This is a genomic window from Haemophilus sp. oral taxon 036, from assembly GCF_002998595.1.
Classification (GTDB): domain Bacteria; phylum Pseudomonadota; class Gammaproteobacteria; order Enterobacterales; family Pasteurellaceae; genus Haemophilus; species Haemophilus haemolyticus_K.
On sequence record NZ_CP027235.1, the window covers coordinates 486087 to 510854 of the forward strand.

Annotated in this window: 22 protein-coding genes and 1 rRNA gene; 14 read left to right on the forward strand and 9 right to left on the reverse strand. The window is 39.1% G+C overall.

The genetic code is table 11. The features are described 5' to 3' along the window. Positions 1-15 precede the first annotated feature (15 nt). Positions 16-1137, forward strand: a complete 1122-nt coding sequence (dprA, locus tag C3V42_RS02345) for a DNA-processing protein DprA (protein ID WP_048954274.1) — start codon at positions 16-18, stop codon at positions 1135-1137. 56 nt (positions 1138-1193) lie between these two features. Here the strand turns inward: dprA and C3V42_RS02350 are convergent, their stop codons facing one another. Next, positions 1194-1490 carry a cell division protein ZapA gene (locus C3V42_RS02350; RefSeq protein ID WP_048954276.1) on the reverse strand — a complete coding sequence of 99 codons (297 nt, stop codon included), beginning with the start codon at positions 1488-1490 and terminating at the stop codon, positions 1194-1196. A 148-nt stretch (positions 1491-1638) separates the two neighbouring features. Here C3V42_RS02350 and polA point away from each other — a divergent pair, with 148 nt between their 5' ends. The 5 genes from polA (at position 1639) to C3V42_RS02375 (ending at position 7527) form a co-directional block, all read left to right on the forward strand. Next, positions 1639-4446 (forward strand): DNA polymerase I, encoded by a 2808-nt coding sequence (gene polA, locus C3V42_RS02355; RefSeq protein WP_106013515.1) that lies wholly within the window; start codon positions 1639-1641, stop codon positions 4444-4446. 11 nt (positions 4447-4457) lie between these two features. Continuing rightward, positions 4458-4772, forward strand: a complete 315-nt coding sequence (locus C3V42_RS02360; RefSeq protein ID WP_106013516.1) for a cupin domain-containing protein — start codon at positions 4458-4460, stop codon at positions 4770-4772. A 10-nt stretch (positions 4773-4782) separates the two neighbouring features. Next, on the forward strand, positions 4783-6087 hold the full coding sequence (locus C3V42_RS02365; RefSeq protein ID WP_106013517.1) for an L-serine ammonia-lyase, iron-sulfur-dependent, subunit alpha: 1305 nt from the start codon (positions 4783-4785) through the stop codon (positions 6085-6087). Positions 6088-6252: 165 nt separating this feature from the next. After that, complete coding sequence (locus C3V42_RS02370) at positions 6253-7296, forward strand: YeeE/YedE family protein (protein WP_106013518.1); 1044 nt, start codon at positions 6253-6255, stop codon at positions 7294-7296. Between the two features lie 9 nt (positions 7297-7305). After that, complete coding sequence (locus C3V42_RS02375) at positions 7306-7527, forward strand: sulfurtransferase TusA family protein (RefSeq protein ID WP_046938969.1); 222 nt, start codon at positions 7306-7308, stop codon at positions 7525-7527. A 52-nt stretch (positions 7528-7579) separates the two neighbouring features. Here the strand turns inward: C3V42_RS02375 and nanQ are convergent, their stop codons facing one another. Further along, positions 7580-8047: an N-acetylneuraminate anomerase gene (gene nanQ / locus C3V42_RS02380; RefSeq protein WP_106013519.1), complete on the reverse strand. Its 468-nt coding sequence runs from the start codon at positions 8045-8047 to the stop codon at positions 7580-7582. Between the two features lie 75 nt (positions 8048-8122). Next, the gene (locus C3V42_RS02385) at positions 8123-8965 is read right to left on the reverse strand and encodes a glycosyltransferase family 8 protein (protein WP_106013520.1); all 843 of its coding nucleotides are present in this window, start codon (positions 8963-8965) and stop codon (positions 8123-8125) included. Positions 8966-9237: 272 nt separating this feature from the next. Between C3V42_RS02385 and pnp the strand changes: the two genes are divergently transcribed. The 5 genes from pnp to C3V42_RS08655 all read left to right on the forward strand — a co-directional run bounded on the left by pnp (position 9238) and on the right by C3V42_RS08655 (position 16128). Beyond that, on the forward strand, positions 9238-11367 hold the full coding sequence (gene pnp, locus C3V42_RS02390) for a polyribonucleotide nucleotidyltransferase (protein ID WP_106013521.1): 2130 nt from the start codon (positions 9238-9240) through the stop codon (positions 11365-11367). Positions 11368-11448: 81 nt separating this feature from the next. Next, positions 11449-12393 carry a lipoprotein NlpI gene (gene nlpI / locus C3V42_RS02395; protein WP_106013522.1) on the forward strand — a complete coding sequence of 315 codons (945 nt, stop codon included), beginning with the start codon at positions 11449-11451 and terminating at the stop codon, positions 12391-12393. Between the two features lie 120 nt (positions 12394-12513). After that, positions 12514-14352, forward strand: a complete 1839-nt coding sequence (locus C3V42_RS02400; RefSeq protein ID WP_106013523.1) for a DEAD/DEAH box helicase — start codon at positions 12514-12516, stop codon at positions 14350-14352. Between the two features lie 170 nt (positions 14353-14522). After that, positions 14523-15974 carry a membrane-bound lytic murein transglycosylase MltF gene (gene mltF / locus C3V42_RS02405; RefSeq protein WP_106013524.1) on the forward strand — a complete coding sequence of 484 codons (1452 nt, stop codon included), beginning with the start codon at positions 14523-14525 and terminating at the stop codon, positions 15972-15974. Position 15975: 1 nt separating this feature from the next. Continuing rightward, the gene (locus C3V42_RS08655) at positions 15976-16128 is read left to right on the forward strand and encodes a hypothetical protein (protein ID WP_164994211.1); all 153 of its coding nucleotides are present in this window, start codon (positions 15976-15978) and stop codon (positions 16126-16128) included. Between the two features lie 45 nt (positions 16129-16173). Here the strand turns inward: C3V42_RS08655 and C3V42_RS02410 are convergent, their stop codons facing one another. From C3V42_RS02410 to rho, 3 genes are all read right to left on the reverse strand, one after another. Next, a complete protein-coding gene (locus C3V42_RS02410) occupies positions 16174-17541 on the reverse strand; it encodes an L-serine ammonia-lyase (protein ID WP_106013525.1) in 1368 nt (455 codons plus the stop codon). 35 nt (positions 17542-17576) lie between these two features. Continuing rightward, positions 17577-18815 carry an HAAAP family serine/threonine permease gene (locus tag C3V42_RS02415; protein WP_106013526.1) on the reverse strand — a complete coding sequence of 413 codons (1239 nt, stop codon included), beginning with the start codon at positions 18813-18815 and terminating at the stop codon, positions 17577-17579. A gap of 232 nt (positions 18816-19047) precedes the next feature. Continuing rightward, positions 19048-20310 (reverse strand): transcription termination factor Rho, encoded by a 1263-nt coding sequence (gene rho, locus C3V42_RS02420; RefSeq protein ID WP_048954295.1) that lies wholly within the window; start codon positions 20308-20310, stop codon positions 19048-19050. A gap of 246 nt (positions 20311-20556) precedes the next feature. Here rho and metJ point away from each other — a divergent pair, with 246 nt between their 5' ends. After that, positions 20557-20874: a met regulon transcriptional regulator MetJ gene (gene metJ / locus C3V42_RS02425; protein WP_005634287.1), complete on the forward strand. Its 318-nt coding sequence runs from the start codon at positions 20557-20559 to the stop codon at positions 20872-20874. Positions 20875-20887: 13 nt separating this feature from the next. Here metJ and cueR read toward each other — a convergent pair whose 3' ends face one another. After that, positions 20888-21274, reverse strand: a complete 387-nt coding sequence (cueR, locus tag C3V42_RS02430; RefSeq protein WP_106013527.1) for a Cu(I)-responsive transcriptional regulator — start codon at positions 21272-21274, stop codon at positions 20888-20890. 76 nt (positions 21275-21350) lie between these two features. Between cueR and C3V42_RS02435 the strand changes: the two genes are divergently transcribed. Both C3V42_RS02435 and C3V42_RS02440 read left to right on the forward strand, forming a co-directional pair. Then, entirely contained in the window at positions 21351-21557 is a 207-nt protein-coding gene (locus C3V42_RS02435) for a heavy-metal-associated domain-containing protein (RefSeq protein ID WP_005634291.1), read from the forward strand. Then, a complete protein-coding gene (locus tag C3V42_RS02440) occupies positions 21532-23703 on the forward strand; it encodes a heavy metal translocating P-type ATPase (RefSeq protein WP_106013528.1) in 2172 nt (723 codons plus the stop codon). The genes C3V42_RS02435 and C3V42_RS02440 overlap by 26 nt, the downstream gene beginning before the upstream one ends. 3 nt (positions 23704-23706) lie before the next feature. Here C3V42_RS02440 and C3V42_RS02445 read toward each other — a convergent pair whose 3' ends face one another. Both C3V42_RS02445 and rrf read right to left on the reverse strand, forming a co-directional pair. After that, the gene (locus C3V42_RS02445; protein WP_106013529.1) at positions 23707-24300 is read right to left on the reverse strand and encodes a uracil-DNA glycosylase family protein; all 594 of its coding nucleotides are present in this window, start codon (positions 24298-24300) and stop codon (positions 23707-23709) included. 268 nt (positions 24301-24568) lie between these two features. After that, positions 24569-24684: ribosomal RNA gene (gene rrf / locus C3V42_RS02450) — 5S ribosomal RNA — on the reverse strand. Positions 24685-24768 lie beyond the last annotated feature (84 nt).

A 24768-nucleotide genomic window follows, 5' to 3' on the forward strand; every position in this document is an offset into this window, starting at 1 on the left:
CAAAAAGGAAAAAGCATGCACGATATTACTTACACGCTACTCCGCCTAATGCAAGTCCCTAAACTTGGCGGAGTGGGCATTGATAAAATTTTATCCAATATTACGCTAGATGAGTTGCTCAATTATGATGATGTTGCTTTTCGACAAATGGGATGGGGAGCCATTCAAATTCGTCGTTGGTTCAAGCCTGAAACAAAATTTATTGAGCCAGCGCTAGAGTGGTCACAAAAAGAGGGAAATCATTTGGTGAATTATTTTTCCCCTTTTTACCCCTTTCTATTGAAACAGATAGCGAGCTTTCCTCCTCTGCTATTTGTAAAAGGAAATTTAACCGCACTTTCACAACGTCAAATTGCTATGGTGGGAAGTCGCTACTGCACAGCTTATGGTGAATATTGGGCTAAATATTTTGCTACGGAACTTTCATTGGCTGGCTTTACGATTACCAGTGGACTTGCGTTGGGAATAGATGGGCATTGCCATCAAGCAGTTGTTGATATTCAAGGACAAACCATTGCAGTTTTAGGAAGCGGATTAGAACAAATTTATCCCGTAAAGCATCGAAAACTTTCAGAACTCATTTTGCAAAACAACGGTACATTAGTTTCTGAGTTTTTACCAAACCAAGCACCAATTGCGATAAACTTCCCTCGTCGTAATAGGATTATTAGCGGGCTTTCGGTTGGGACATTAGTGGTTGAAGCCACGGAAAAAAGCGGCTCTCTGATTACCGCTCGGTATGCATTGGAACAAAACCGAGAGGTTTTTGCTGTGCCAGGCAATATTCAAAGTGAATTTAGCCAAGGTTGTAATCGTCTCATTAAACAAGGCGCAATGTTGGTGGAAAATGCAAAGGATATTTTGGAAACCCTCTACCAACATTCGATCCATAGCCAAACTGAAATCGATTTTGACCAGATCGCAGTGCCTAATTACACGCCACCACCCGATCCTCGCCGATTAGTAGAAGCACCAAGTCACCCGAAACTTTACTCGCGTATCGGTTACACGCCTGTGAGCATTGATGATTTAGCTGAAGAATTTAACTTGAGTGTCGATGTTTTACTTGTTCAGTTGCTCGATCTTGAATTGCAAGATTTAATTTTGAATGAAAATGGACTATACAAGCGTGTCTAACGCTATAAAAAACGGCTGAAAATCATTAAATTTTCAGCCACAATTAATCACTGATTTTATTCTTTTAATACTCGAACACTTCCTAAAGAATGATCCAATTGCTGGATTTTCGTTCTCAACACATCTTCTATTTGTAGTGTTTTATTCTTTTCTTGTGTTAATTCAAAACTCAAATTGAGAGCCACAATCGAAAGCACACGATCAAGCTGAATAAGGCCTGTCTTTTCTTTCATTTCGGAAACCAATATATCTAAATTACGCGCAGCTTGGCGCAGTAATTCTTCTTGTTCAACGGGCACGTTTAAACGCAAGACCTGACCCAAAACTAAAATTTCGACCAATTTTAACGACATTTGATTTCCTTAAATTAAATATTTGAGTGGTTGATATTATGCCATAGCAAAAAACGTTCGTCACAAATTTTACATTGAATCCGCCGTTCGCTCATCACCATAAATTACGCTATAATGCCCGCATTTTTCAGTTTAAAACGAGATTTTTATGGCCCAAATTGCAACAAATCCGCTTGTGCTAGTGGATGGTTCTTCTTATTTATATCGTGCATTTCATGCCTTTCCTCCTTTAACTAATGCCGCAGGTGAGCCAACAGGTGCGATGTATGGCGTTTTAAATATGTTAAAAAGCCTCATCTCACAAGTGCAGCCCACTCATATAGCTGTTGTTTTTGATGCAAAAGGGAAAACATTTCGTGATGAAATGTTTGAACAATATAAATCTCACCGTCCACCAATGCCTGATGATTTACGCAAACAAATTCAGCCTTTGCACGATATGATTCGTGCACTGGGGATTCCGCTTTTAGTGGTGGAAGGGGTTGAAGCTGATGATGTGATCGGCACTCTCGCACTACAAGCATCGCGTTTGGGTAAAAAAGTGCTCATTAGTACTGGCGATAAAGATATGGCACAGTTAGTTGATGACAATATTATGCTCATCAACACCATGAATAATAGCTTATTGGATCGCGAGGGCGTGATTGAAAAATACGGTATTCCACCTGAACTCATTATTGATTATCTAGCACTCATGGGCGATAGTGCAGATAATATTCCGGGCGTTGCTGGCGTTGGCGAAAAAACCGCTCTTGGTTTACTGCAAGGTATCGGAAGTATGGCTGAAATTTATGCCAATCTTGAGAAAGTAGCAGAATTGCCAATTCGTGGGGCGAAAAAACTAGGTGAAAAATTATTGGCAGAAAAAACTAATGCCGATCTTTCTTATACATTAGCAACCATCAAAACAGATGTTGAACTTAACGTGACAACAGATGAATTGTTGCTTGGAGAAAGCAAAAACGATCAACTTATTGAATATTTTGCTCGCTACGAATTTAAACGCTGGCTTAATGAAGTGATAAATGGCGCAGACTCCATAACCCAAACCGGTGAACAACCAGTGAAAATGAACCAGTATCAGGCGACATCACCAGCTCAAAATTCGGTGGGAAATAGTGCGGTGGAGAACGCGCCTAAAATTCAAATCGATCGTACAAAATATGAAACCTTGCTCACTCAAACAGATTTAACGCGCTGGATTGAAAAACTCAATGCAGCAAAACTCATTGCAGTCGATACTGAAACAGACAGTCTTGATTATATGTCTGCAAATTTAGTAGGTATCTCTTTTGGTCTTGAAAATGGCGAAGCAGCTTATTTACCATTGCAATTAGATTATTTGGATGCACCAAAAACACTCGAAAAATCGACCGCACTTGCGGCTATCAAACCAATTTTAGAAAATCCTGACATTCACAAAATTGGACAAAATATTAAATTTGATGAAAGTATTTTTGCCCGTCATGGCATTGAATTACAAGGTGTTGAATTTGATACGATGTTGCTTTCTTATACGCTAAATAGTACGGGTCGTCATAATATGGACGATTTAGCTAAACGTTATTTAGGGCATGAGACTATCGCATTTGAAAGCATTGCAGGAAAAGGGAAAGGTCAGCTTACGTTTAATCAAATTCCATTAGAACAAGCCACAGAATACGCGGCAGAAGATGCTGATGTGACAATGAAATTACAGCAAGCGCTGTGGTTGAAACTGCAAGAAGAACCAACACTTGTTGAATTATATAAAACAATGGAATTACCATTACTTCATGTGCTTTCTCGTATGGAACGCTCAGGCGTTTTGATTGATAGTGATGCCCTCTTTATACAATCTAACGAAATTGCTGCAAGATTAACCGCACTTGAGGAACAAGCTTACGCATTAGCAGGTCAGCCATTTAATTTGGCCTCCACCAAACAATTACAAGAAATTTTGTTCGATAAACTTGGACTACCTGTTTTACAAAAAACGCCAAAAGGTGCGCCATCAACGAATGAAGAAGTATTGGAAGAATTAGCCTATAGCCACGAATTACCAAAAATTTTGGTCGAACATCGTGGGTTGAGCAAACTCAAATCCACTTACACGGATAAACTGCCTCAAATGGTCAATTCACAAACAGGCCGAGTACATACTTCTTACCATCAAGCAGTCACGGCAACAGGGCGTTTATCATCAAGTGATCCAAACCTACAAAATATTCCAATTCGGAATGAAGAAGGTCGTCGTATTCGACAAGCATTTATCGCACGTGAAGGTTATTCTATTGTCGCCGCTGACTATTCTCAAATCGAGTTACGTATTATGGCGCATCTTTCGGGCGATCAAGGTTTAATTAACGCCTTCTCTCAGGGCAAGGATATTCACCGATCCACGGCTGCTGAAATTTTCGGTGTATCATTAGATGAAGTCTCCAGTGAGCAACGTCGCAATGCTAAAGCGATTAATTTCGGCTTAATTTATGGAATGTCTGCCTTTGGACTTTCACGTCAACTGGGAATTTCCCGTCCAGATGCACAAAAATACATGGATTTATATTTCCAACGCTACCCTGGCGTACAGCAATTTATGACCGATATCCGTGAAAAAGCGAAAGCACAAGGCTATGTGGAAACGCTATTTGGTCGCCGTTTATATTTACCTGATATTAATTCTAGCAACGCAATGCGTCGTAAAGGGGCTGAACGTGTAGCAATTAATGCACCGATGCAAGGCACGGCTGCAGATATTATTAAACGAGCGATGATTAAAATTGATGAAGTAATCCGTCACGATCCAGATATTGAAATGATTATGCAAGTACATGATGAATTAGTGTTTGAAGTGCGGTCAGAAAAAGTAGAATTTTTCCGTGAGCAAATTAAACAACACATGGAAGCCGCTGCTGAATTAGTCGTTCCATTGATTGTGGAAGTGGGTGTTGGACAAAATTGGGATGAAGCGCACTAAGGAATTTATCCATGAATAAAGTTATTCAAAGTCACCACTTTACGGCAGAACGCGCCTGGGGAGCCCTTGATATTACCAATATGAATGGTATTTCCGTGCGTCTTCACTGGACAGATAAACCTTACAAATGGCATATCAATGACGGTGAAGAAGTCTTTGCAGTGATGGATGGTACGGTCGAAATGCGCTACAAAGAAAATGGCCAAGAGAAAGCCGTATTGCTCCATACGGGTGATATTTTTTATGCGAGTATCGGTACCGAACATGTAGCTCATCCACAAGGCGAAGCGCGTATATTAGTCATAGAGAAAGAAGACAGTATTTAAAAAGAATTTTATGAATCAAGAAAGACTCAACGAAATCGAAAAAACATTAATTCAAATTGTAGAACGCGATGTGGTTCCCGCACTTGGCTGTACTGAGCCTATTTCTCTGGCACTTGCAGCAGCAACAGCGGCTAAATATTTAGGAAAAATACCTGAACGCATTGAAGCCAAAGTGTCTCCTAACTTAATGAAAAATGGGTTAGGCGTTGCAGTACCAGGAACCGGCATGGTGGGCTTACCAATTGCCGCAGCGATTGGTGCTTTGGGCGGTGACCCTGAAGGTGAGTTAGAAGTGTTAAAGCACATCACGCCAGAGCAAGTTTCCCAAGCTAAAGCGATGCTTGATAAAAAGCTCGTTAATGTGGATATTCATCAAACCGAGCATATTTTATATTCAGAAGCGGTGTTGTTTACGGATAATGACCGAGTGAAAGTCGCCATTCAAGATCAACACACTAACATCATTTTGATTGAAAAAAATGGCGAGATCATTTTTGAGAAAGAGCACGATAAATGCGCTGATTGTGATCCTTATGATATTTTCAAGCAGGTGAGCGCACGTGAAATTTTTGAATTTTCTTGTGAAGTTGGGCTCGATAAAATCCACTTTATCGGACAAGCCGCTGAGATCAATCGTGCACTATCTAACGAAGGATTACGGGAAAATTACGGCCTACATATTGGTAGAACGCTACGCAAACAAGTCGGTAGCGGTTTAATGTCGGATGATTTACTCAGTAAAATAATGATTGAAACCACCGCCGCCTCCGATGCCCGCATGGGTGGGGCTACATTACCGGCAATGAGTAATTCAGGTTCAGGCAACCAAGGTATTGCCGCCACTATGCCCGTAGTTGTGGTCGCCGATTATTTAAACGTGAGTGAAGAAAAACGTCTCCGCGCCCTCTTCTTATCACACTTAATGGCCATTTATATCCACAGTAAATTACCCAAACTCTCTGCGCTTTGCGCAGTAACAACCGCATCAATGGGAAGCTGTGCAGGTATCGCTTATTTACTTACAGGTAAATTCGAAACAGTGAGCATGGGGATTTGCAGCATGATCGGCGATATCAGTGGCATTATCTGCGATGGAGCATCGAATAGCTGTGCAATGAAAGTCTCCACCAGCGTTGCTTCAGGCTATAAATCAGTACTTATGGCAATGGATGAGACCCACGTTACGGGCAATGAAGGTATCGTTGAGCATGATCTCGATCGCACTATCGATAATCTATGCTCAATTGCTTCGAAGAGTATGCACCACATCGATCGCCAAGTAATTGAAATTATGGTGAGTAAACCCTGCCCTTAACACTAAGATAACTTACGACAAAGTGCGGTCAGAAAACACTCAAATTTTTGACTGCACTTTTTTTATATCAAAAAAACATATTTTCTAGCTAAAAGTTATTGGCGCTACCTTCTTATTTTTTTAGAAAATACCAACCTACTTAGTTCTAAAATAGAAGGAATATTTATGCTTTTAACCGGATTACTTTGCGGAATTTTACTCGGATTTGTGATGCAGCGTGGGCGCTTTTGTATTGCTGGCGCATTTCGCGATATGTATGTCACCAAAAATAACAAAATGTTTGTAGCCCTTTTATTGGCGATTACCGTGCAATCTATTGGTTTCTTTCTCTTAAAAGAAATCGGTATATTAAATGTGGATCCGGCTGAAAATTTTGCTTTTCTAGCCGTGATTATCGGTGCCTTTGTGTTTGGTATCGGCATTGTTCTTGCTGGCGGTTGTGCAACAGGCACATGGTACCGAGCTGCAGAAGGCTTAGTCGGCAGTTGGGTCGCGTTATTCACTTATATATTATTAAGTGCCATCATGCGCACCGGCCCATTAGGCGAATTCAATAAAGCTTTACGCAGTATCAATATCGAACAACGCAACATTTACGATACATTCGGTATTTCACCTTGGTGGTTAGTCGCATTATTAACTTTAGTGACAGCCTTTTATGTATACAAACATCTCAGTAAACCAAGCGTAAAAATCGCGGCATTAAAACCAAAGAAAACGGGACTTGCTCACTTATTATTTGAAAAACGCTGGCACCCATTTTTCTCTGCTGTATTAATCGGATTAATCGCACTTGCTGCTTGGCCACTCAGTATCGCTACTGGTCGTGAGTTTGGACTTGGGATCACGGGTCCATCCGCTAATATTATGCAATTCCTCGTTACTGGCGACGGTAAATTTATTAACTGGGGCGTATTCTTAGTTTTAGGGATTTTTATCGGCTCATTCATCGGCGCGAAAGCAAGCAATGAATTTCGTGTCCGCGTACCGGATGCCACCACGATTCTACGCAGCGGACTCGGCGGTATTCTTATGGGTATTGGCGCAACCCTTGCGGGGGGCTGTTCTATCGGTAATGGCTTAGTCGAAACAGCCTTTTTCTCCTGGCAAGGTTGGGTATCATTGCCATTGATGATTCTCGGCACTTGGGTAGCCGCCTACTTCACCATTATCCGACCACAACGTTTAAAACTAGCAAAAGCATCATAAGGAGTTTATATGATCATTAAATTACCAACACTCGGACTTGTTTGCCCCTTTCCTCTCGTTGAAGCTAAGGAAGCCATGGCTAAGTTAAATAAAGGCGATGGCCTAGAAATTGAATTTGACTGCACCCAAGCTACTGAAGCCATTCCTGCTTGGGCGGCAGAAGAAGGCTATGAAGTGACAAACTTCGAGCAAATTGATGATGCAAAATGGTCAATTACGGTGATTAAATAATAAAAAAGGGCGGTTAAAAACAAAAACATGTTTAACCGCCCTTTTTCAAAAATTAAATTAATTTAACAGGTACTTTTACGACTAATTTTTTAATTTTTTCTGTTTTTCCATTCACTATGCAGCAAGGTTTATGAGGTTCGTAAGGATAAAATACAGCGAACATTTTTGGCTTCATTGTGACGGTGAATTTATCATCAATATCTTCACAAAGTTGATAATCATCCGCTTCGTTGTAAGATTCATACTTAGACAAATCAGGATAATTAGCGCCAACTTCTATATTTTCCGTACCGCGGATTAACACCTGAACATCTAAGTATTCATGATGTAACTCTGCTTTTTTACTGCTTGATTCTGCAGTTTCTGGTTCCATTACGTTCATATAAATTTGATCGTTAATATCATGGCGACCATTTTCTAACGCATTCAAATCTAACGTATTCAAATAATCACATACTTCAGCAATCACTTTTGGTAAACCAACTTTAAAATTAGGGCTGGTTAAGTTGCTAATAATCATAGAATTTTCCTTATCGTGGATAAAAGTTATCCTATGATACCAAGTCAGTTAAATGAAATAAAGTTACCGATTACATCATCTCTCTTGATTAGTCCAATTCGCTCTTACAGTACCGAGTGGAAGAGAGCAAATATCTTGCCAAGTTATTGACGCATAAAGTCTAAACAATGAAATTACGGCATTAACACAAGTATTCTCAGAAAAAATATTATCGAGAGGCTTATGAGGACCTGTAAAATGAAAAATAACAGGAGAAATATCAAAACTATTAATTGAAATCATATGATCTAATTGAAAATTATAACGCTTGTCTAATGGAATCCACTGATCCTCAAAATAGTAATTTAGAATATCTTGATCACCATAAATTAAACTTTCTTTTAACTTTTCATGTAATTCAACTAATTCTTTAGAAAATGATGAAATACCTAATCGATACTTCTCCATATTAAAATATAAAACTCCCGCATTAAAATAATCCCTATTCTTATAAGGATGGCCTATGCGAGTTACATAAGGATCTAAAACTGCGGCCAATGAATGACTAGAAAAATCTAAGCATTCAAAAGGAAGCGTAATATTGCCATTAAGCACGATATCACAATCAAGATAAATCCAATAAGGAATATCACTATAATGAAGTAAGCGATCAATATAAAATCTTAAATAAGTAGCAGAAGTAATATAATTATTTGCACTAAAAGAATCTAATTCTGATTTATCTATATGAACTAATTGTAATGTTGAATAGCGTTTAGCAAAATAAGGTTGAAGATCATTTTGCCACGACTCAGAAATATCTCCTGTATGTAAAATAAAAACAGAGAGATTTTCATGGTGCATTAATAAAGATTTCAGTGTAATTTCTACATAAGGAAGATAGTTGGCATCACTAGCCATAATTACATTATATTTCATAAGGGGAATCTAATTTGAGTGAGTCACAATCAACTTTTTAGAGCAAAATAAAAGTGACACAATCATAACAAGTTGACAATGTGAAATAAAGTTACCCACTAAGGCAAAACATCCTGTATAATGCTCAGGCTTTATTTTCTACATTAGCGTGCGGCTATCAAAAGCAATTTTAAGCGCTCGAAAGTGCGGTTATTTTTACAAAAGATTTCTTTTGCTAGTCGCAATCTGGAAAATAAAGCATTGTTTTTAATATAAATTTTAAGGAAAACATTGTGAATCCAATTGTTAAACAATTTAAATACGGTCAACATACCGTTACTCTAGAAACCGGCACAATTGCACGTCAAGCAACGGCTGCGGTCATGGCAAGCATGGACGATACCACGGTATTCGTGACTGTTGTTGCTAAAAAAGATGTAAAAGAAGGTCAAGACTTCTTCCCATTAACTGTAAACTACCAAGAGCGTACTTATGCAGCAGGTAAAATCCCAGGTGGTTTCTTCAAACGTGAAGGTCGTCCATCTGAAGGCGAAACCTTAATTGCACGTTTAATCGACCGTCCAATTCGCCCATTATTCCCAGAAGGTTTCTTCAACGAAATCCAAGTTGTGGCAACTGTGGTTTCTGTAAACCCACAAATCAGCCCTGACTTAGTGGCAATGATCGGTGCTTCTGCAGCATTAACCTTATCTGGCGTGCCTTTCAATGGCCCTATCGGTGCGGCGCGTGTTGGTTTTATTGACAACCAATTCGTATTAAACCCAACGATGGCTGAACAAAAACAAAGCCGTTTGGACTTAGTGGTTGCAGGTACAGACAAAGCCGTATTAATGGTTGAATCTGAAGCTGACATTTTAACTGAAGAACAAATGTTAGCGGCAGTAGTATTCGGTCATCAACAACAACAAGTTGTGGTTGAAGCAATCAAAGAATTTGCAAAAGAAGCAGGCAAACCACGTTGGGATTGGGTTGCGCCACAACCAAATACAGATTTAATCAACAAAGTAAAAGCAATTGCTGAAGCACGTTTAGGCGATGCATACCGCATTACTGAAAAACAAGCTCGTTACGAACAGATCGATGCAATTAAAGCAGATGTGATTGCGCAAATCACAGCTGAAGATGAAGAAATCAGTGAAGGTAAAATCGTGGATATTTTCACCGCACTTGAAAGCCAAATCGTTCGTGGCCGTATCATTGCTGGTGAACCACGTATTGATGGTCGTACCGTTGATACCGTTCGTGCATTAGATATTTGTACTGGTGTATTACCACGTACTCACGGTTCTGCAATTTTCACCCGTGGTGAAACGCAAGCATTAGCTGTTGCAACGTTAGGTACTGAACGTGATGCACAAATCATTGATGAATTAACAGGTGAACGTCAAGATCACTTCTTATTCCACTACAACTTCCCTCCATACTCTGTAGGTGAAACCGGTATGATCGGCTCACCAAAACGTCGTGAAATTGGTCACGGTCGTTTAGCAAAACGCGGTGTATCGGCTGTTATGCCAAGCCTTGCAGAATTCCCGTATGTTGTGCGTGTTGTATCTGAAATCACTGAATCTAACGGTTCTTCTTCTATGGCATCTGTATGTGGTGCATCTTTGGCGTTAATGGATGCAGGTGTACCAATCAAAGCTGCTGTTGCAGGTATCGCAATGGGCTTAGTGAAAGAAGAAGAGAAATTCGTGGTGCTTTCAGATATTTTAGGTGATGAAGACCACTTAGGTGATATGGACTTTAAAGTAGCGGGTACACGCGAAGGTGTAACAGCACTTCAAATGGACATCAAAATTGAAGGTATCACCCCTGAAATTATGCAAATTGCATTAAACCAAGCGAAAAGTGCACGTATGCACATTCTTGGTGTAATGGAACAAGCAATCCCTGCTCCACGTGCTGATATCTCCGATTATGCACCGCGCATCTATACAATGAAAATTGATCCTAAAAAAATCAAAGACGTCATTGGTAAAGGTGGTGCAACAATTCGTTCACTAACTGAAGAAACTGGCACTTCTATCGATATCGATGATGATGGTACAGTGAAAATTGCCGCAGTAGATAGCAATGCAGCGAAAAACGTAATGGGACGTATTGAAGAAATCATTGCAGAAGTTGAAACTGGCGCAATTTACAAAGGTAAAGTCACTCGCCTTGCTGATTTTGGCGCATTCGTAGCAATCGTTGGAAATAAAGAAGGTTTAGTTCATATTTCTCAAATTGCTGAAGAGCGCGTAGAAAAAGTTAGCGATTACCTCCAAGTGGGCCAAGAAGTAAACGTAAAAGTTGTTGAAATCGATCGTCAAGGTCGTATTCGTTTAACAATGAAAGACTTGGCTCCAAAACAAGAAACTGAAATTAACCAAGAAGATTCTGTAGAAGAACAAGAATAATCTTGGAATATCGAATCAGAACTTGGTAGCACTCGCTACCAAGTTTTGTTGTTTTCCAACTTTTAGGCATCAAGAAAGCAAATGCGGTGTTTTCGCTTATCTCGTCATTTTATAGTCTATTTATTTAGCTTATGTGCGATCTTACTCCTTGCAGGCTGTGTTCAGTCTAGGGGTGGTTTTGTGTCTAAAAATCATGTCGTGTTGGCTGAACAAAATCCGAATACTCACTTTGAACAAGAAGTGATGATAGTGCGGTTAAGCCAAGTACTACTTGTTGGAAAAATGAGTAATGAAGAACGTGCATCGCTACATTTTGAACGTGGCGTACTCTATGATTCCCTTGGATTATGGGGCCTTGCTCGTTACGATTTTACTCAAGCCCTTACATTACAGCCTAAAATGGCATCTGTGTACAATTACTTAGGGCTTTATTTATTGCTTGAAGAAGATTACGACGGCGCATTGGAAGCATTCAATACGGTATTTGAATTAGATTCAAGTTATGACTATACCCACCTTAATCGTGGTTTAAATTTTTATTATGTAGGGCGCTACCATCTTGCTCAGCAAGATTTCTTACAGTTCTACCAAGCCGATACAAAAGATCCCTATCGTGTCTTATGGCTATATTTGAACGAACAAAAATTAAAACCACAGGAAGCCCAAACAAACCTTGTTGAACGAGCAAAAGGGCTATCAGAGGACTTTTGGGGTACACACATCGTTCAATATTACTTAGGACACATCTCTGTAGAAGAATTACAACAACGTGCGAGTGAATTTGCCGAAAATTCACAACAATATGCTGAAATTCTCACAGAAACCTATTTTTATCTAGCAAAACAAAAACTCAATGTAGGGCTAGTAGATGAAGCAGCAGCTTTATTTAAACTAGCTATGGCAAATCAGGTTTATAACTTTGTTGAGTATCGTTTTGCCGCGTTTGAACTAATGAAATTAAAACCGGTTCAAACAGAAGACGAAAAAGAAGAGAAAAGTGCGGTAACAAAAGCGATTGTTTTCTAAAAATCAATCCAAAACTCACCGCTCTTTGCAGTAGAACGAATAGAAAAATTCATTCGCTTTGCTCAACTTAATAAACCGAAGGCCTCTTTGAGCTTTCCTTATTTATATTCGAGTATTTTAATGACTGACAAAATTACTTTTAATGACTTAGGCTTACCTGAGTTCATCTTAAAAGCTGTTTCTGACTTAGGTTTTGAAACCCCTTCTCCAATTCAACAAGCTTGTATCCCACATTTGCTCAGTGGCAATGATGTGCTAGGTATGGCACAAACGGGTAGTGGTAAAACCGCTGCCTTTGCACTGCCTTTATTAGCGCAAATCGATCCAAGTGAAAAACATCCACAAATGTTAGTGATGGCGCCTACTCGAGAACTTGCTATTCAAGTTGCCGATGCGTGCGAACAATTTGTTAAATATGCTCATGGCTCGCGCATTGTTACCTTATATGGTGGTCAACGTTATGACATCCAGCTTCGTGCACTAAAACAAGGCGCACAAGTGGTTGTGGGTACACCTGGTCGTATTCTTGACCATATTCGTCGCGGAACATTAAATCTTTCTGAACTTCGTTTTATCGTATTAGATGAAGCAGATGAGATGCTACGCATGGGTTTCATTGATGATGTAGAAACCGTCATGGCAGAATTACCAGAAAATCACCAAACAGCGTTATTCTCTGCAACAATGCCTGAACCGATCCGTCGTATTACGAAACGTTTTATGAATGATCCAAAAGAAGTGAAGATCAAAGTTAATAACGAAAATGCCCCAGATATCGACCAAAGTTGCTGGTATGTGCACGGCGTGCGTAAAAATGAAGCCCTTCTTCGTTTCTTAGAAGTGGAAGATTTTGATGCGGCAATTATCTTTGCTCGCACTAAAACAGCTACTTTAGACATTACAGAACTACTTGAAAAAAATGGTTTCCGTTCTGCCGCACTTAATGGTGATATGACACAACAACTCCGCGAACAAACCCTCGATCGTTTACGTAACGGCAGTTTAGATATTGTTGTGGCAACCGATGTGGCCGCACGCGGTATTGATATTGAGCGTATCAGCCTTGTGGTGAACTACGACATTCCGCTTGATGCAGAATCTTATGTGCACCGAATTGGACGTACTGGTCGTGCAGGCCGTTCTGGTCGTGCTTTATTATTCGTTGAGCCTCGTGAGCGTCGTTTACTTCGTAATATTGAACACCTAATGAAAAAAGGTATCAATGAAGTAGAATTGCCAAATCATCTTGTGTTACAAGAATGCCGCCGCAAAAAATTCGTCGCAAAAATTACGAAACAACTCGAGCATCACGATTTAGAACAATATCGTAGTTTATTAGAAGACTTATTCACAGCCGATCAAGATCAAGAAGATATTGCAGCTGCAATGTTAATGTTGCTACAAGGCAAACAAAAATTAATTCTTCCACCAGATCCACCAATGGAAAAACGTCGTCGTGAACGTAATGAACGAGGTGATCGCCGTGACAATCCACGTTCAGCTGAACGTCGTGGAGAACGTAAAGGCTATGGAAATCCACAACCAATGGATTTATATCGTATCGAAGTCGGTCGTGCGGATGGTGTAGAAGTTCGCCATATCGTGGGTGCGATTGCTAACGAAGGTGATATCAATAGCCGCTATATTGGTCATATCAAACTTTATGATGACCACACTACCGTTGAATTGCCACAAGGTATGCCGAAAGAATTATTGCAACAATTCGGTAAAACACGCGTATTGAATAAACAAATGCAAATGTCTTTCTTAGGTGCTGTGAAGTCTGATAGTTCTCGCGGTGGCGATGATTTTAATGGTAAACGTAAAGGCCGTGGTGGCGATTTCCGTGGAGAACGCGGACGTAATGAACGCAGTAATGACAATCGTGGAAATCGTAAATTTAATGAAAAAAGTAACCGCTCTTTTAGCGATAAACCACGCCGTGATCGCCGAGGGTAATATCCTTACGATATAAAGAATAGTGCTGTTTCCTAATGTTTTTTGCATCATTTAAAATTTAGCACTATTCGGTGAACAAAGCTTAGCCCCTTGAACCTCAAGGGGCTTTTTATTGTCTATTGCTTAAATTCTAGCTACAATCCCGCAAGCTTTTTATATAGGAAAAATCATTGAAAGGTCTCTTTTTACGTATTATTACTGCCTTGGCTTTATTGCTTTGGGCTATTGATATGGTATTCCCATGGCAATTTCTACGCTATGCTGAAGAAAACCACTATACAGCAATTCAAGAACGAGGCTCACTCATTGTGGGCACAATAAACAACCCTATTTCTTATTTTATCAATAAAGACGGTGAACGAGGCTTTGAATATGAATTGGCTAAAGCATTTGCTGATTCATTGAGTGTAGAACTCGAAATTAAAACTTTCGATAATCAAGAACAATTATTTAATGAGCTAGATAAGCATAATATTGATTTAGCTGCGGCTCACCTTTTATATCATCCTAATAATGCAGAACATTTCCAAATTGGCCCAGCATATCATTCAGCTTCATGGCAATTAGCTTATCAAAAAAATGAACAACGCCCTAAAAATCTAGGCGATATCAAGAAAGAAATTTATATCGCTAACAATTCATCATTGGAAGAAAAACTAAAAGAATTACAAAAACAATATCCACAATTAACTTGGAAAAGAAATCAAGCGTTTACTCAAGAAGAACTATTGCTACAGCTGTCTGAAGGCAAAATTCCTTACGTTATTGCCAATTCCATTGATATCGCGGCTATCCAACAAATCAAACCAGAATTAGCCATTGCCTTTGATATTACTGATGAAGCAAACATTCACTGGTATTTACCGAATAATGCCTACAATGATCTGCAAGCTGCCTTACTCAATTTTATGAATAATGCACAAGAAACAGGGCTAGTCGATAATTTAAAAGAAAAATATTTAGGGCATATTTCACAATTTGATTACGTGGATACGCGCTCTTATATGAACGCAATTGAAAATACACTGCCACAATTCTCACCGCTCTTTGAAAAATACAAAGGTGAATTAGATTGGCGATTACTCGCGGCCGTCGCTTATCAAGAGTCTCATTGGAATCCTGATGCAACATCGCCTACGGGCGTGCGTGGCATAATGATGTTAACTAAAGATACCGCGCAACATATGAAAATCAGCGATAGAACAGATCCTGAACAAAGCATTAAAGCGGGCTCAGAATATTTACACTGGCTGATTAGTCAAATTCCAGAAACCATTGAAAAAGAAGAAAGAATTTGGTTTGCCTTAGCCGCCTATAACATGGGACTAGGCCACTTAATTGATGCACGTCGTTTAACTAAAAACCTTGGAGGAAATCCAGATAATTGGCTCGATGTGAAAAAAAATCTGCCTTTATTAGCAGAAAAACGCTATTATTCCCAACTGAAATACGGCTATGCACGAGGCTATGAAGCCCATCAATATGTAGAAAATATTCGCCGCTATATGAATAGCATTGTGAATTATCATCGGGTCCAAGAAAATCAAACAACAAATGATAATGCCAACAATGAAAGTGCGGTTGAAAATTCAGAAGAAATAAAAGGAAAAAAGGATAAATAAAATGTTAAAACGCAAAACTTTTCTTAAAAAGAAAACCAATTTACAACAAACCTCTTTATCTCGAAATTCACGTTTAAGACGTTTAAAACATCGAAAAAAGCAACAATTTGCACGCCATGCACTTCAATTTGTGGTACAAGATATTTGTTGTTAACAAAATGAAAAGGATTGAGCATTGCTCAATCCTTTTTTACCTCTACTAAGAACACACAATCTTAACTGCAAGTCCGCCCTGAGATGTTTCACGATACTTGGCGTTCATGTCTTTGCCTGTTTCGTACATTGTTTCAATCACTTTATCCAAGGTTACTCTTGGATTAGTGGTACGGCGTAAAGCCATACGTGATGCATTGATTGCTTTAACTGAAGCAATTGCATTGCGTTCGATACAAGGTACTTGAACTTGACCGCCGACAGGGTCGCAAGTTAATCCTAAGTTATGCTCCATTGCAATCTCAGCTGCGATGCATACTTGCAGTGGATTGCCACCCAAAATTTCAGCTAGTCCCGCAGCAGCCATTGAACAGGCTACACCCACTTCACCTTGGCAACCCACTTCTGCGCCAGAAATCGAAGCATTCATTTTATAAAGTGAACCAATCATCCCTGCTGCTAATAAATAGCGTTCAATGATTTCAGATGTTAATGGTGAGATGAACTTCTCATAGTAAGCTAATACAGCAGGAATAATCCCGCATGCGCCGTTTGTTGGTGCTGTGACTACACGTCCACCCGCTGCATTTTCTTCATTGACAGCAAGCGCAAACATATTAACCCAGTCGATCACTCGCATTGGATCGTTGGACAAATTAGTATTTGCTTGCAACATACGATAAAGAGATGCTGCACGACGTGGCACACGTAATGGCCCAGGTAAAATTCCTTCAGTGTGAATACCGTGTTCGATACAAGCTTGCATCGTCTTCCAGACATTCTCTAAATGAGCACTGACAGCTTCTTTGCCATGCAAGGCGACTTCATTTTCTAGCATCACAGTGGAAAGCATTAAGCCGTTATCACTGCAATGTTTCAAAATATCTTCTGCATTTTTGTAAGGATAAGGCATTTGGACCGTATTTTTTTCTTCTTGGCCAAAATGGGCTTCATCGACAATAAAACCACCCCCGATCGAATAATAGGTTTGGCGATAAAGTTCTGTGCGATTTTCATCAAGAGCGGTAATTGTCATGCCATTTTCGTGCAATTTTAAAAAAGTGCGGTGGAAAATGAGATTATTTTCAAAATCAAATTTTACCGTTTTTTGACCAACATTAATTGGTAAAAGAGCAGTTTGTTTCACTTTCTCGATGAAACCTGAAATCATATCGATATCCACATTATGTGGTAAATAACCCGCTAACCCCATAATGATGGCGATATCCGTACTATGACCTCTCCCTGTCATTGAAAGAGAACCATATACATCCACATGAATTTCAGCGGTTTGTTCAAACTGATTTCGTTCAATTAAGTCGTCTATAAATTGTTTGCCGGCTTTCATCGGACCGACAGTGTGGGAACTGGATGGCCCAATTCCCACTTTAAACATATCAAATACGCTAATCATAAATTTCTCAAAATTCGCTAAACTTTAAAGGGCGCTTATAATAATCCATAAACAACCGCAGAGATAGCGATTAATCCCATAATCGTTACAAAAACATTGCTGAAACGTCCGCTGTAGCGTTTCATCGCTGGGATTTTGCGAATCGCGTACATTGGCATGATAAACAAAATCATCGCAATGATTGGGCCGCCAAGAGATTCGATTAAGCCTAAGATACTTGGATTAATAATCGCAACGCCCCATAAAGTGAATAAGAAGAAAAGAGCGGTCGCATAATTGAGTTTTTTACGATTTACAGATTCGCCTTTCATTTTCAAATATAAGCCTTCTAAGCCTTCACGTGCGCCCATATAGTGACCAAAGAATGAGCTAGTAATCGCTAAGAATGCGACAAGCGGGCCAAAATAAGAGATATATGGATTATCAAATTTATTCGCTAAGAAAGACAAGATACTGATATTTTGTGCTTTTGCTGCCACTAATTCTTCAGGTGTTAATGTTAATACACAGCTAAATACGAAGAACATTACGAAGAATAACAAAATCGTTGAGGTGCCTTTTTCTGTATGGCCGATATGGCGTTCTGCACCATCGAAAGTTTTGTATTCACGGAATTGTGAGCAAGTGAAAGATGAAATTGCTGGTGAATGGTTAAATGAGAATACTAACACAGGAATAGTAAGCCACAATGTTGTGATGAAACCGCCTGCTGTTGGGAATTCATGTAACATCGCACCATTCCATTCTGGAATTAAGTAAATAGAAAGTGCGAATAAAATTAATACTAACGGGTAAACAAGCCATTCTGTGATTTTTAACATCACTTTTTCATTAAATAGCATGACGGAAATCAATATTGCAATTAATACAAAAGAGAGAACGGCTCGGTTTGGTGACGCCATGCCAAGTTGATTCACAATGAAAGAATCGACAGTGTTAGTAATACCGTTACCGTAAATTAAAAGAATAGGGAAAATAGCAAAGAAATAAAGTAGGGTGATAAGTTTACCCGCTGTTTTACCAAAGTGTTCTTCAACTACTTCCGTAATATCGCTGCCAGGATTTTTTGATGAAAGTACAAAATAGGCTAAGCCACGGTGAGCAAAATAGGTCATAGGTCCGACAATAATTGCCATTAAAACTAACGGCCAAAATCCCCCCATCCCTGCGTTAATCGGTAGGAATAAGACACCTGCGCCAACCGCCGTACCGAAAAGGTTTAACATCCATGTTGCATCAAATTTGTTCCATTTGAGTTTTTCTGTTGGTTTCATAGTTTGCTCCAAAGCATAAATTACTTAAATTTGTCAATTTGCAGAGCAAAATATGCCCTAACAAAATTTGAGTATTATGTTATGCCGATAAATAGAGAATCTCAAAGAGCAAATTCTAAAATTGTGATCAAGTTAAAATTTTTTTATAAAAAGTGCGGTAAATTCGAACAATAAAAAATCGGTACTCCTATAAGAGTACCGACTATATAAAAGAGTTTTAAAATATTTCTTTCTATGAGCGTTTCATTACTTCAAAAAACTCTTCATTGGTTTTTGCAACCATAAGTTTATCAATAAGGAATTCCATTGCTTCTACCTCTCCCATAGGATTAAGAATTTTACGTAGAATCCACATTTTTTGAAGCTCTTCAGGTGAAGTAAGTAAATCTTCCTTACGAGTACCTGAACGATTGAAATCAATTGCAGGGAATACACGTTTTTCTGCGATTTTACGAGAAAGGTGTAATTCCATATTACCTGTACCTTTAAATTCTTCGAAAATAACTTCATCCATTTTCGAACCGGTATCTACTAGCGCAGTCGCAATAATAGTTAAACTGCCGCCTTCTTCCACATTACGTGCAGCACCAAAGAAACGTTTTGGACGATGCAATGCATTAGCATCCACACCACCAGATAAAATTTTACCTGAAGCTGGAGTGACTGTATTGTAAGCGCGCGCTAAACGCGTAATAGAGTCAAGCAGAATTACCACATCTTTTTTATGCTCTACTGAACGTTTCGCTTTTTCGATTACCATTTCTGCCACTTGAACGTGACGAGTTGCAGGCTCATCAAAAGTAGAAGCAATCACTTCACCTTTTACAGAACGTTGCATTTCTGTCACTTCTTCTGGGCGTTCATCGATCAATAACACGATAAGCTCCACATCAGGATAATTATGCGTGATACTTTGCGCAATGTTTTGCAGCAACATGGTTTTACCCGCTTTTGGCGGAGCAACAATCAAACCACGTTGACCTTTACCAATTGGTGATGCTAAATCCAAAATACGTGCGGTTAAATCTTCTGTTGAGCCATTTCCTCGCTCCATTCTTAAACGAGAGTTAGCATGTAATGGCGTTAAGTTTTCAAATAAGATTTTGCTGCGAGAAACTTCAGGTTTGTCATCATTAACTTGATCGACTTTTAAAAGTGCAAAATAGCGTTCGCCTTCTTTTGGTGGACGAATTTTGCCTTCGATTTTATCACCAGTTTGAAGATTAAAACGACGAATTTGACTTGGGGAAACATAGATATCATCGGGGCCTGCAAGGTAGGAACTGTCAGCAGAACGAAGAAAACCAAAACCATCCGGTAAGATTTCTAACACACCACCGCCGAAAATATCTTCGCCACTTTTGGCGTGCTGTTTTAAGATTGCAAAGACAATATCTTGTTTACGCAAACGTGCTAAATTCTCTAAGCCCATTTGTTCTTCGCCAAGTTTCACAAGATCAGAAACAGGCGTATTTTTAAGTTCAGTTAAATGCATAATGAATAAATATTGGAATTAATAAGAATTGATGATTCGAATGGTGAGCCAATGCTCTTTGAATGGGCGTAAATTACCACTAAAACCCTGTACTGTCTAGCGTTTCTTTATATTTAATCTAAAAAATTACCGCACTTTTCTTTCTCTTTTTAACATAGAAGTTTAGCCGTCTAGATTGTTATTTATTTGATTTTTCATTAGAATACGGACAATTTGTAAGGTTATCAATAAGCACTAAGGTAAATTATGGCAGATTGGGACGGAAAATATATCAGCCCTTATGCAGAACATGGCAAAAAAAGCGAGCAAGTAAAAAAAATCACTGTGTCTATTCCAATCAAAGTATTGGAAATTTTGACGAATGAACGCACTCGCCGCCAATTAAAAAGTTTACGTCATGCAACTAACAGTGAATTACTTTGCGAAGCATTTTTGCATGCTTTCACCGGTCAACCTTTGCCCACCGATGCAGATTTAATGAAAGAGCGTAACGATGAAATTCCCGAAGATGCTAAAGTGCTTATGCGTGAATTAGGTGTCGATCCAGAAAGCTGGGAATATTAACCGCACTTTCCATTTATCCTTTTAACCCATTCAAAATTGAACACTCAGGGCAGTCATTGCCCTGACAGTTATCATGCCAACGTTGCAATTCTTGTACCATCTTTTGTAACTGTTCTATTTGTTGATTCAACATCGCAATATGTTGAGCCGTTAGCGCTTTTACTTCGCGGCTGCTACGCTTAGGATTATCTTGTAGTTCTAATAATTGTGCGATTTGATGTAGCGAAAATCCCACATCGCGTGAGTGTCGAATAAAATGCAACCTTTCTAAATCACTTTCTCCATAATTTCGATAGCCTGACAAACTACGCACAGCGGGTTTAATTAAACCCATTTTTTCATAATCACGGATTTGTTTCGTAGATAAACCTACTAATTTTGCGGCTTCACTAATATTCATAAAAAATTTCTTGACCTTAACCTTACGTAAAGGTTTATAGTGTAGCCATCAATAAAACGACTCACAAGGAGTAAAAATGAAAACTATCACATTAAACATAGAAGGCATGCATTGCGGCGGTTGCGTAAAAAGTGTTACTCGAGTTTTAACTGAATTAGATGGTGTACAGTCTGCTGATGTGCAATTAGAAGGGAAAGCAAATATTACTTTTGATGAAAATCGAGTTAATGTTGCACAGTTGATTGAGGTAATTGAAGATGCCGGATTTGACGCCACAGAGTAAAAAAATTTCGATTCAGATTGGTGGGATGACCTGCCAATCTTGTGCCAATCGCATTGAAAAAGTTTTAAATAAAAAACCATTTGTGCAACAAGCGGGAGTGAATTTTGCCGCCGAAGAAGCACAAGTTGTATTTGACTCTACGCAAGCAAGCGAAACTCAAATTATAGAGATTATCCATAAAACAGGTTTCTCTGCTCATATCAAACAAGCCAACGAATTACCAATAGAAGAAAAAAATACATCACTTCCTTGGCGATTAATCGTACTTTGGATAATCAATATTCCATTTCTAATTGGTATGCTTAGCATGATGAGTGGCTCACATAGCTTGATGCTTCCCCCTATTTGGCAATTTGCATTAGCGAGCATTGTGCAACTTTGGTTAGCCATTCCATTTTATCGCGGAGCAATCGGTAGTATTCGTGGTGGACTTGCCAATATGGATGTCCTTGTCAGTACAGGAACACTCACCATTTATCTTTATTCTGCTTTCATGTTGTTTTACCACGCCAATCATGCAATGGGGCATGTTTACTTTGAAGCTTCTGTTATGGTAATTAGTTTTGTCAGTCTTGGAAAATTTCTTGAAGAGCGCACTAAAAAGCACAGCCTAAATAGTTTAAGCATGCTCTTGCAACTGACACCGAAAAAAGTCACTGCTCTACGTAATGACAAATGGACTGAAATTGCTCTTGATCAAGTCAATATCGGCGAAATCATTCGTGCGAATCAAGGCGAGCGTATTGCGGCAGACGGTATAATTGAAAGTGGAAATGGGTGGTGTGATGAAAGTCATTTAACGGGTGAATCTCGCCCAGAAGAAAAACAGAAAGGTGGAAAAGTATTAGCTGGGGCGATGGTAACAGAAGGTTCTATTATCTATCGAGCAAATCAGCTTGGTAGCCAAACTTTACTTGGCGATATGATGAATGCATTATCAGATGCGCAAGGCTCAAAAGCGCCAATTGCACGATTTGCTGACAAAGTTGCGTCAGTGTTTGTGCCTGCTGTATTACTGATTTCACTTATTACTTTCGCCCTCACTTACGTTCTAACTAATGATAGTGTGTCTTCACTTATTCACGCGGTATCCGTGCTTGTGATTGCCTGCCCTTGTGCCTTGGGATTAGCCACACCAGCATCCATAATGGTTGGTTTAGGTAAAACGGTCAATGCTGGCGTATGGTTTAAAAATGCAGCAGCGATGGAGGAAACTGCCCACGTGGATACTGTTGTGCTTGATAAAACAGGCACGCTAACAAAAGGCGAGCTTGAAATCTCTGCTTTATGGCAGCCACAAAGTGCGGTATATTCTGAAGAAGATTTGTATCGTTTTGCCGCAGCCGTTGAACGACAAGCTAACCACCCAATTGCAAAAGCCATTGTGCAAGCAGCAGAACAAAAAATGTTAGACATTCCCACCGCACTTTTTTCAGAGATGGAAGTTGGTCAAGGCATTCAAGCCGAATTAGAACAAGTAGGAACAATAAAAGTCGGTAAACCAGATTATTGCGGTTTAATCTTGCCTAAAAATTTAGAGGATGTCTGGCAAATTGCGAGTATTGTCGCGGTATCTATAAATGATGAACCCATTGGTGCATTTGCACTAACGGATACCTTAAAAAACGATAGCTTGCACGCCATTCAACGCTTACAACAACAAAATATTGATGTGGTAATTATGAGTGGCGATCAACAATCTGTCGTGGATTACATAGCTAAACAACTCGGCATTAAGAAAGCCTTTGGTGGACTCAGTCCTAGAGATAAGGCGGAACAAATTCAAAAGCTGAAAGCTCTAGGTCATGTTGTAGCAATGGTAGGTGATGGAATAAATGATGCGCCTGCTTTAGCCGCTGCAAATGTCAGTTTTGCGATGAAATCAGGTTCAGATATTGCAGAACAAACGGCCTCAGCAACGCTTATGCAACATTCGGTGAATCAACTTGTAGATGCGCTTTTTATTGCAAGGGCGACCTTGAAAAATATCAAACAAAATCTATTTTTTGCTTTGATTTACAATATTCTCGGCATACCCCTTGCTGCTTTAGGTTTTCTCAATCCAGTCATTGCAGGCGCCGCGATGGCGATGAGTTCAATTTCTGTATTGATGAATGCCTTAAGATTGAAAAAAGTAAAAATATGACAACTACCCTTTTGATTCATTGATGATACGCTTCACTAATTTTTGCAAATCGGGAATGACCTTTTCGCCAAACCAAGGATTTCTTTCTATCCAAAATTGATTTCTAGGTGAAGGATGAACTAAAGGAATAAAGTGCGGTAAAAATTTTTGATAATTTTTAACTGTTTCAGTTACGTTATTTTTATTATCCGAAAGGTAAAATTTCTGTGCATATTGACCAATCAAAAGGGTTAACTGAATATTCGGTAAATTTTCTAGAATCTGGGAATGCCATTTTTCTGCAAACCCAGACCTTGGAGGTAAGTCTCCAGATTTTCCTTTTCCAGGATAATAGAAATCCATAGGAAGAACCGCAAACATCCCTGAATTATAAAAATAATCGTAATCCACACCTAGCCAATCACGCAGACGATCACCGCTTTTATCATTCCAATATAAACGAGTTTGCTCAGCCTTTAATCCAGGTGCTTGACCAACAATATTAATCCTAGCTGTTTTAGGGGCCGAAAATAAAGGAAAAATTCCACGTTCTGTAAACTCTTTATTTTGGGAATCAGCGATAATACTTGAAGTTATTTCGTCTAAATTTTTAAGCATAATAGATGAGATTAGAAATGAGTATATAAAGTCTATTTGAAAAATATAACAAATCAAAACTCTAAATGATATAAATAGGTATATTTATTAAAATTATATTGTAGGCAATACAAAAGTAAAAACTCGTTATTGAAATAAGATTTCTATCTTCTACTTTAATTCTTTTCATGAAATCATGAATAGATTATAAAAAACAAAAACCCCAGTCCTTCAACTGGGGTTCTTCTGTTTTTATTTTATTTTATTTAATTTAGATTCATATTTGGTAACCTGGCGGTGCCCTACTCTCACATGGGGAAGCCCCACACTACCATCGGCATTACAGCGTTTCACTTCTGAGTTCGGTATGGTGTCAGGTGGTTCCACCGCACTATCGCCGCCAGGATAATTCTTTGATAACTTTTATTCTAATTTCTATCTATGTTCTTCATTGGCTACAAGCTGAACATTTAGTTAATTTCTTTTTCT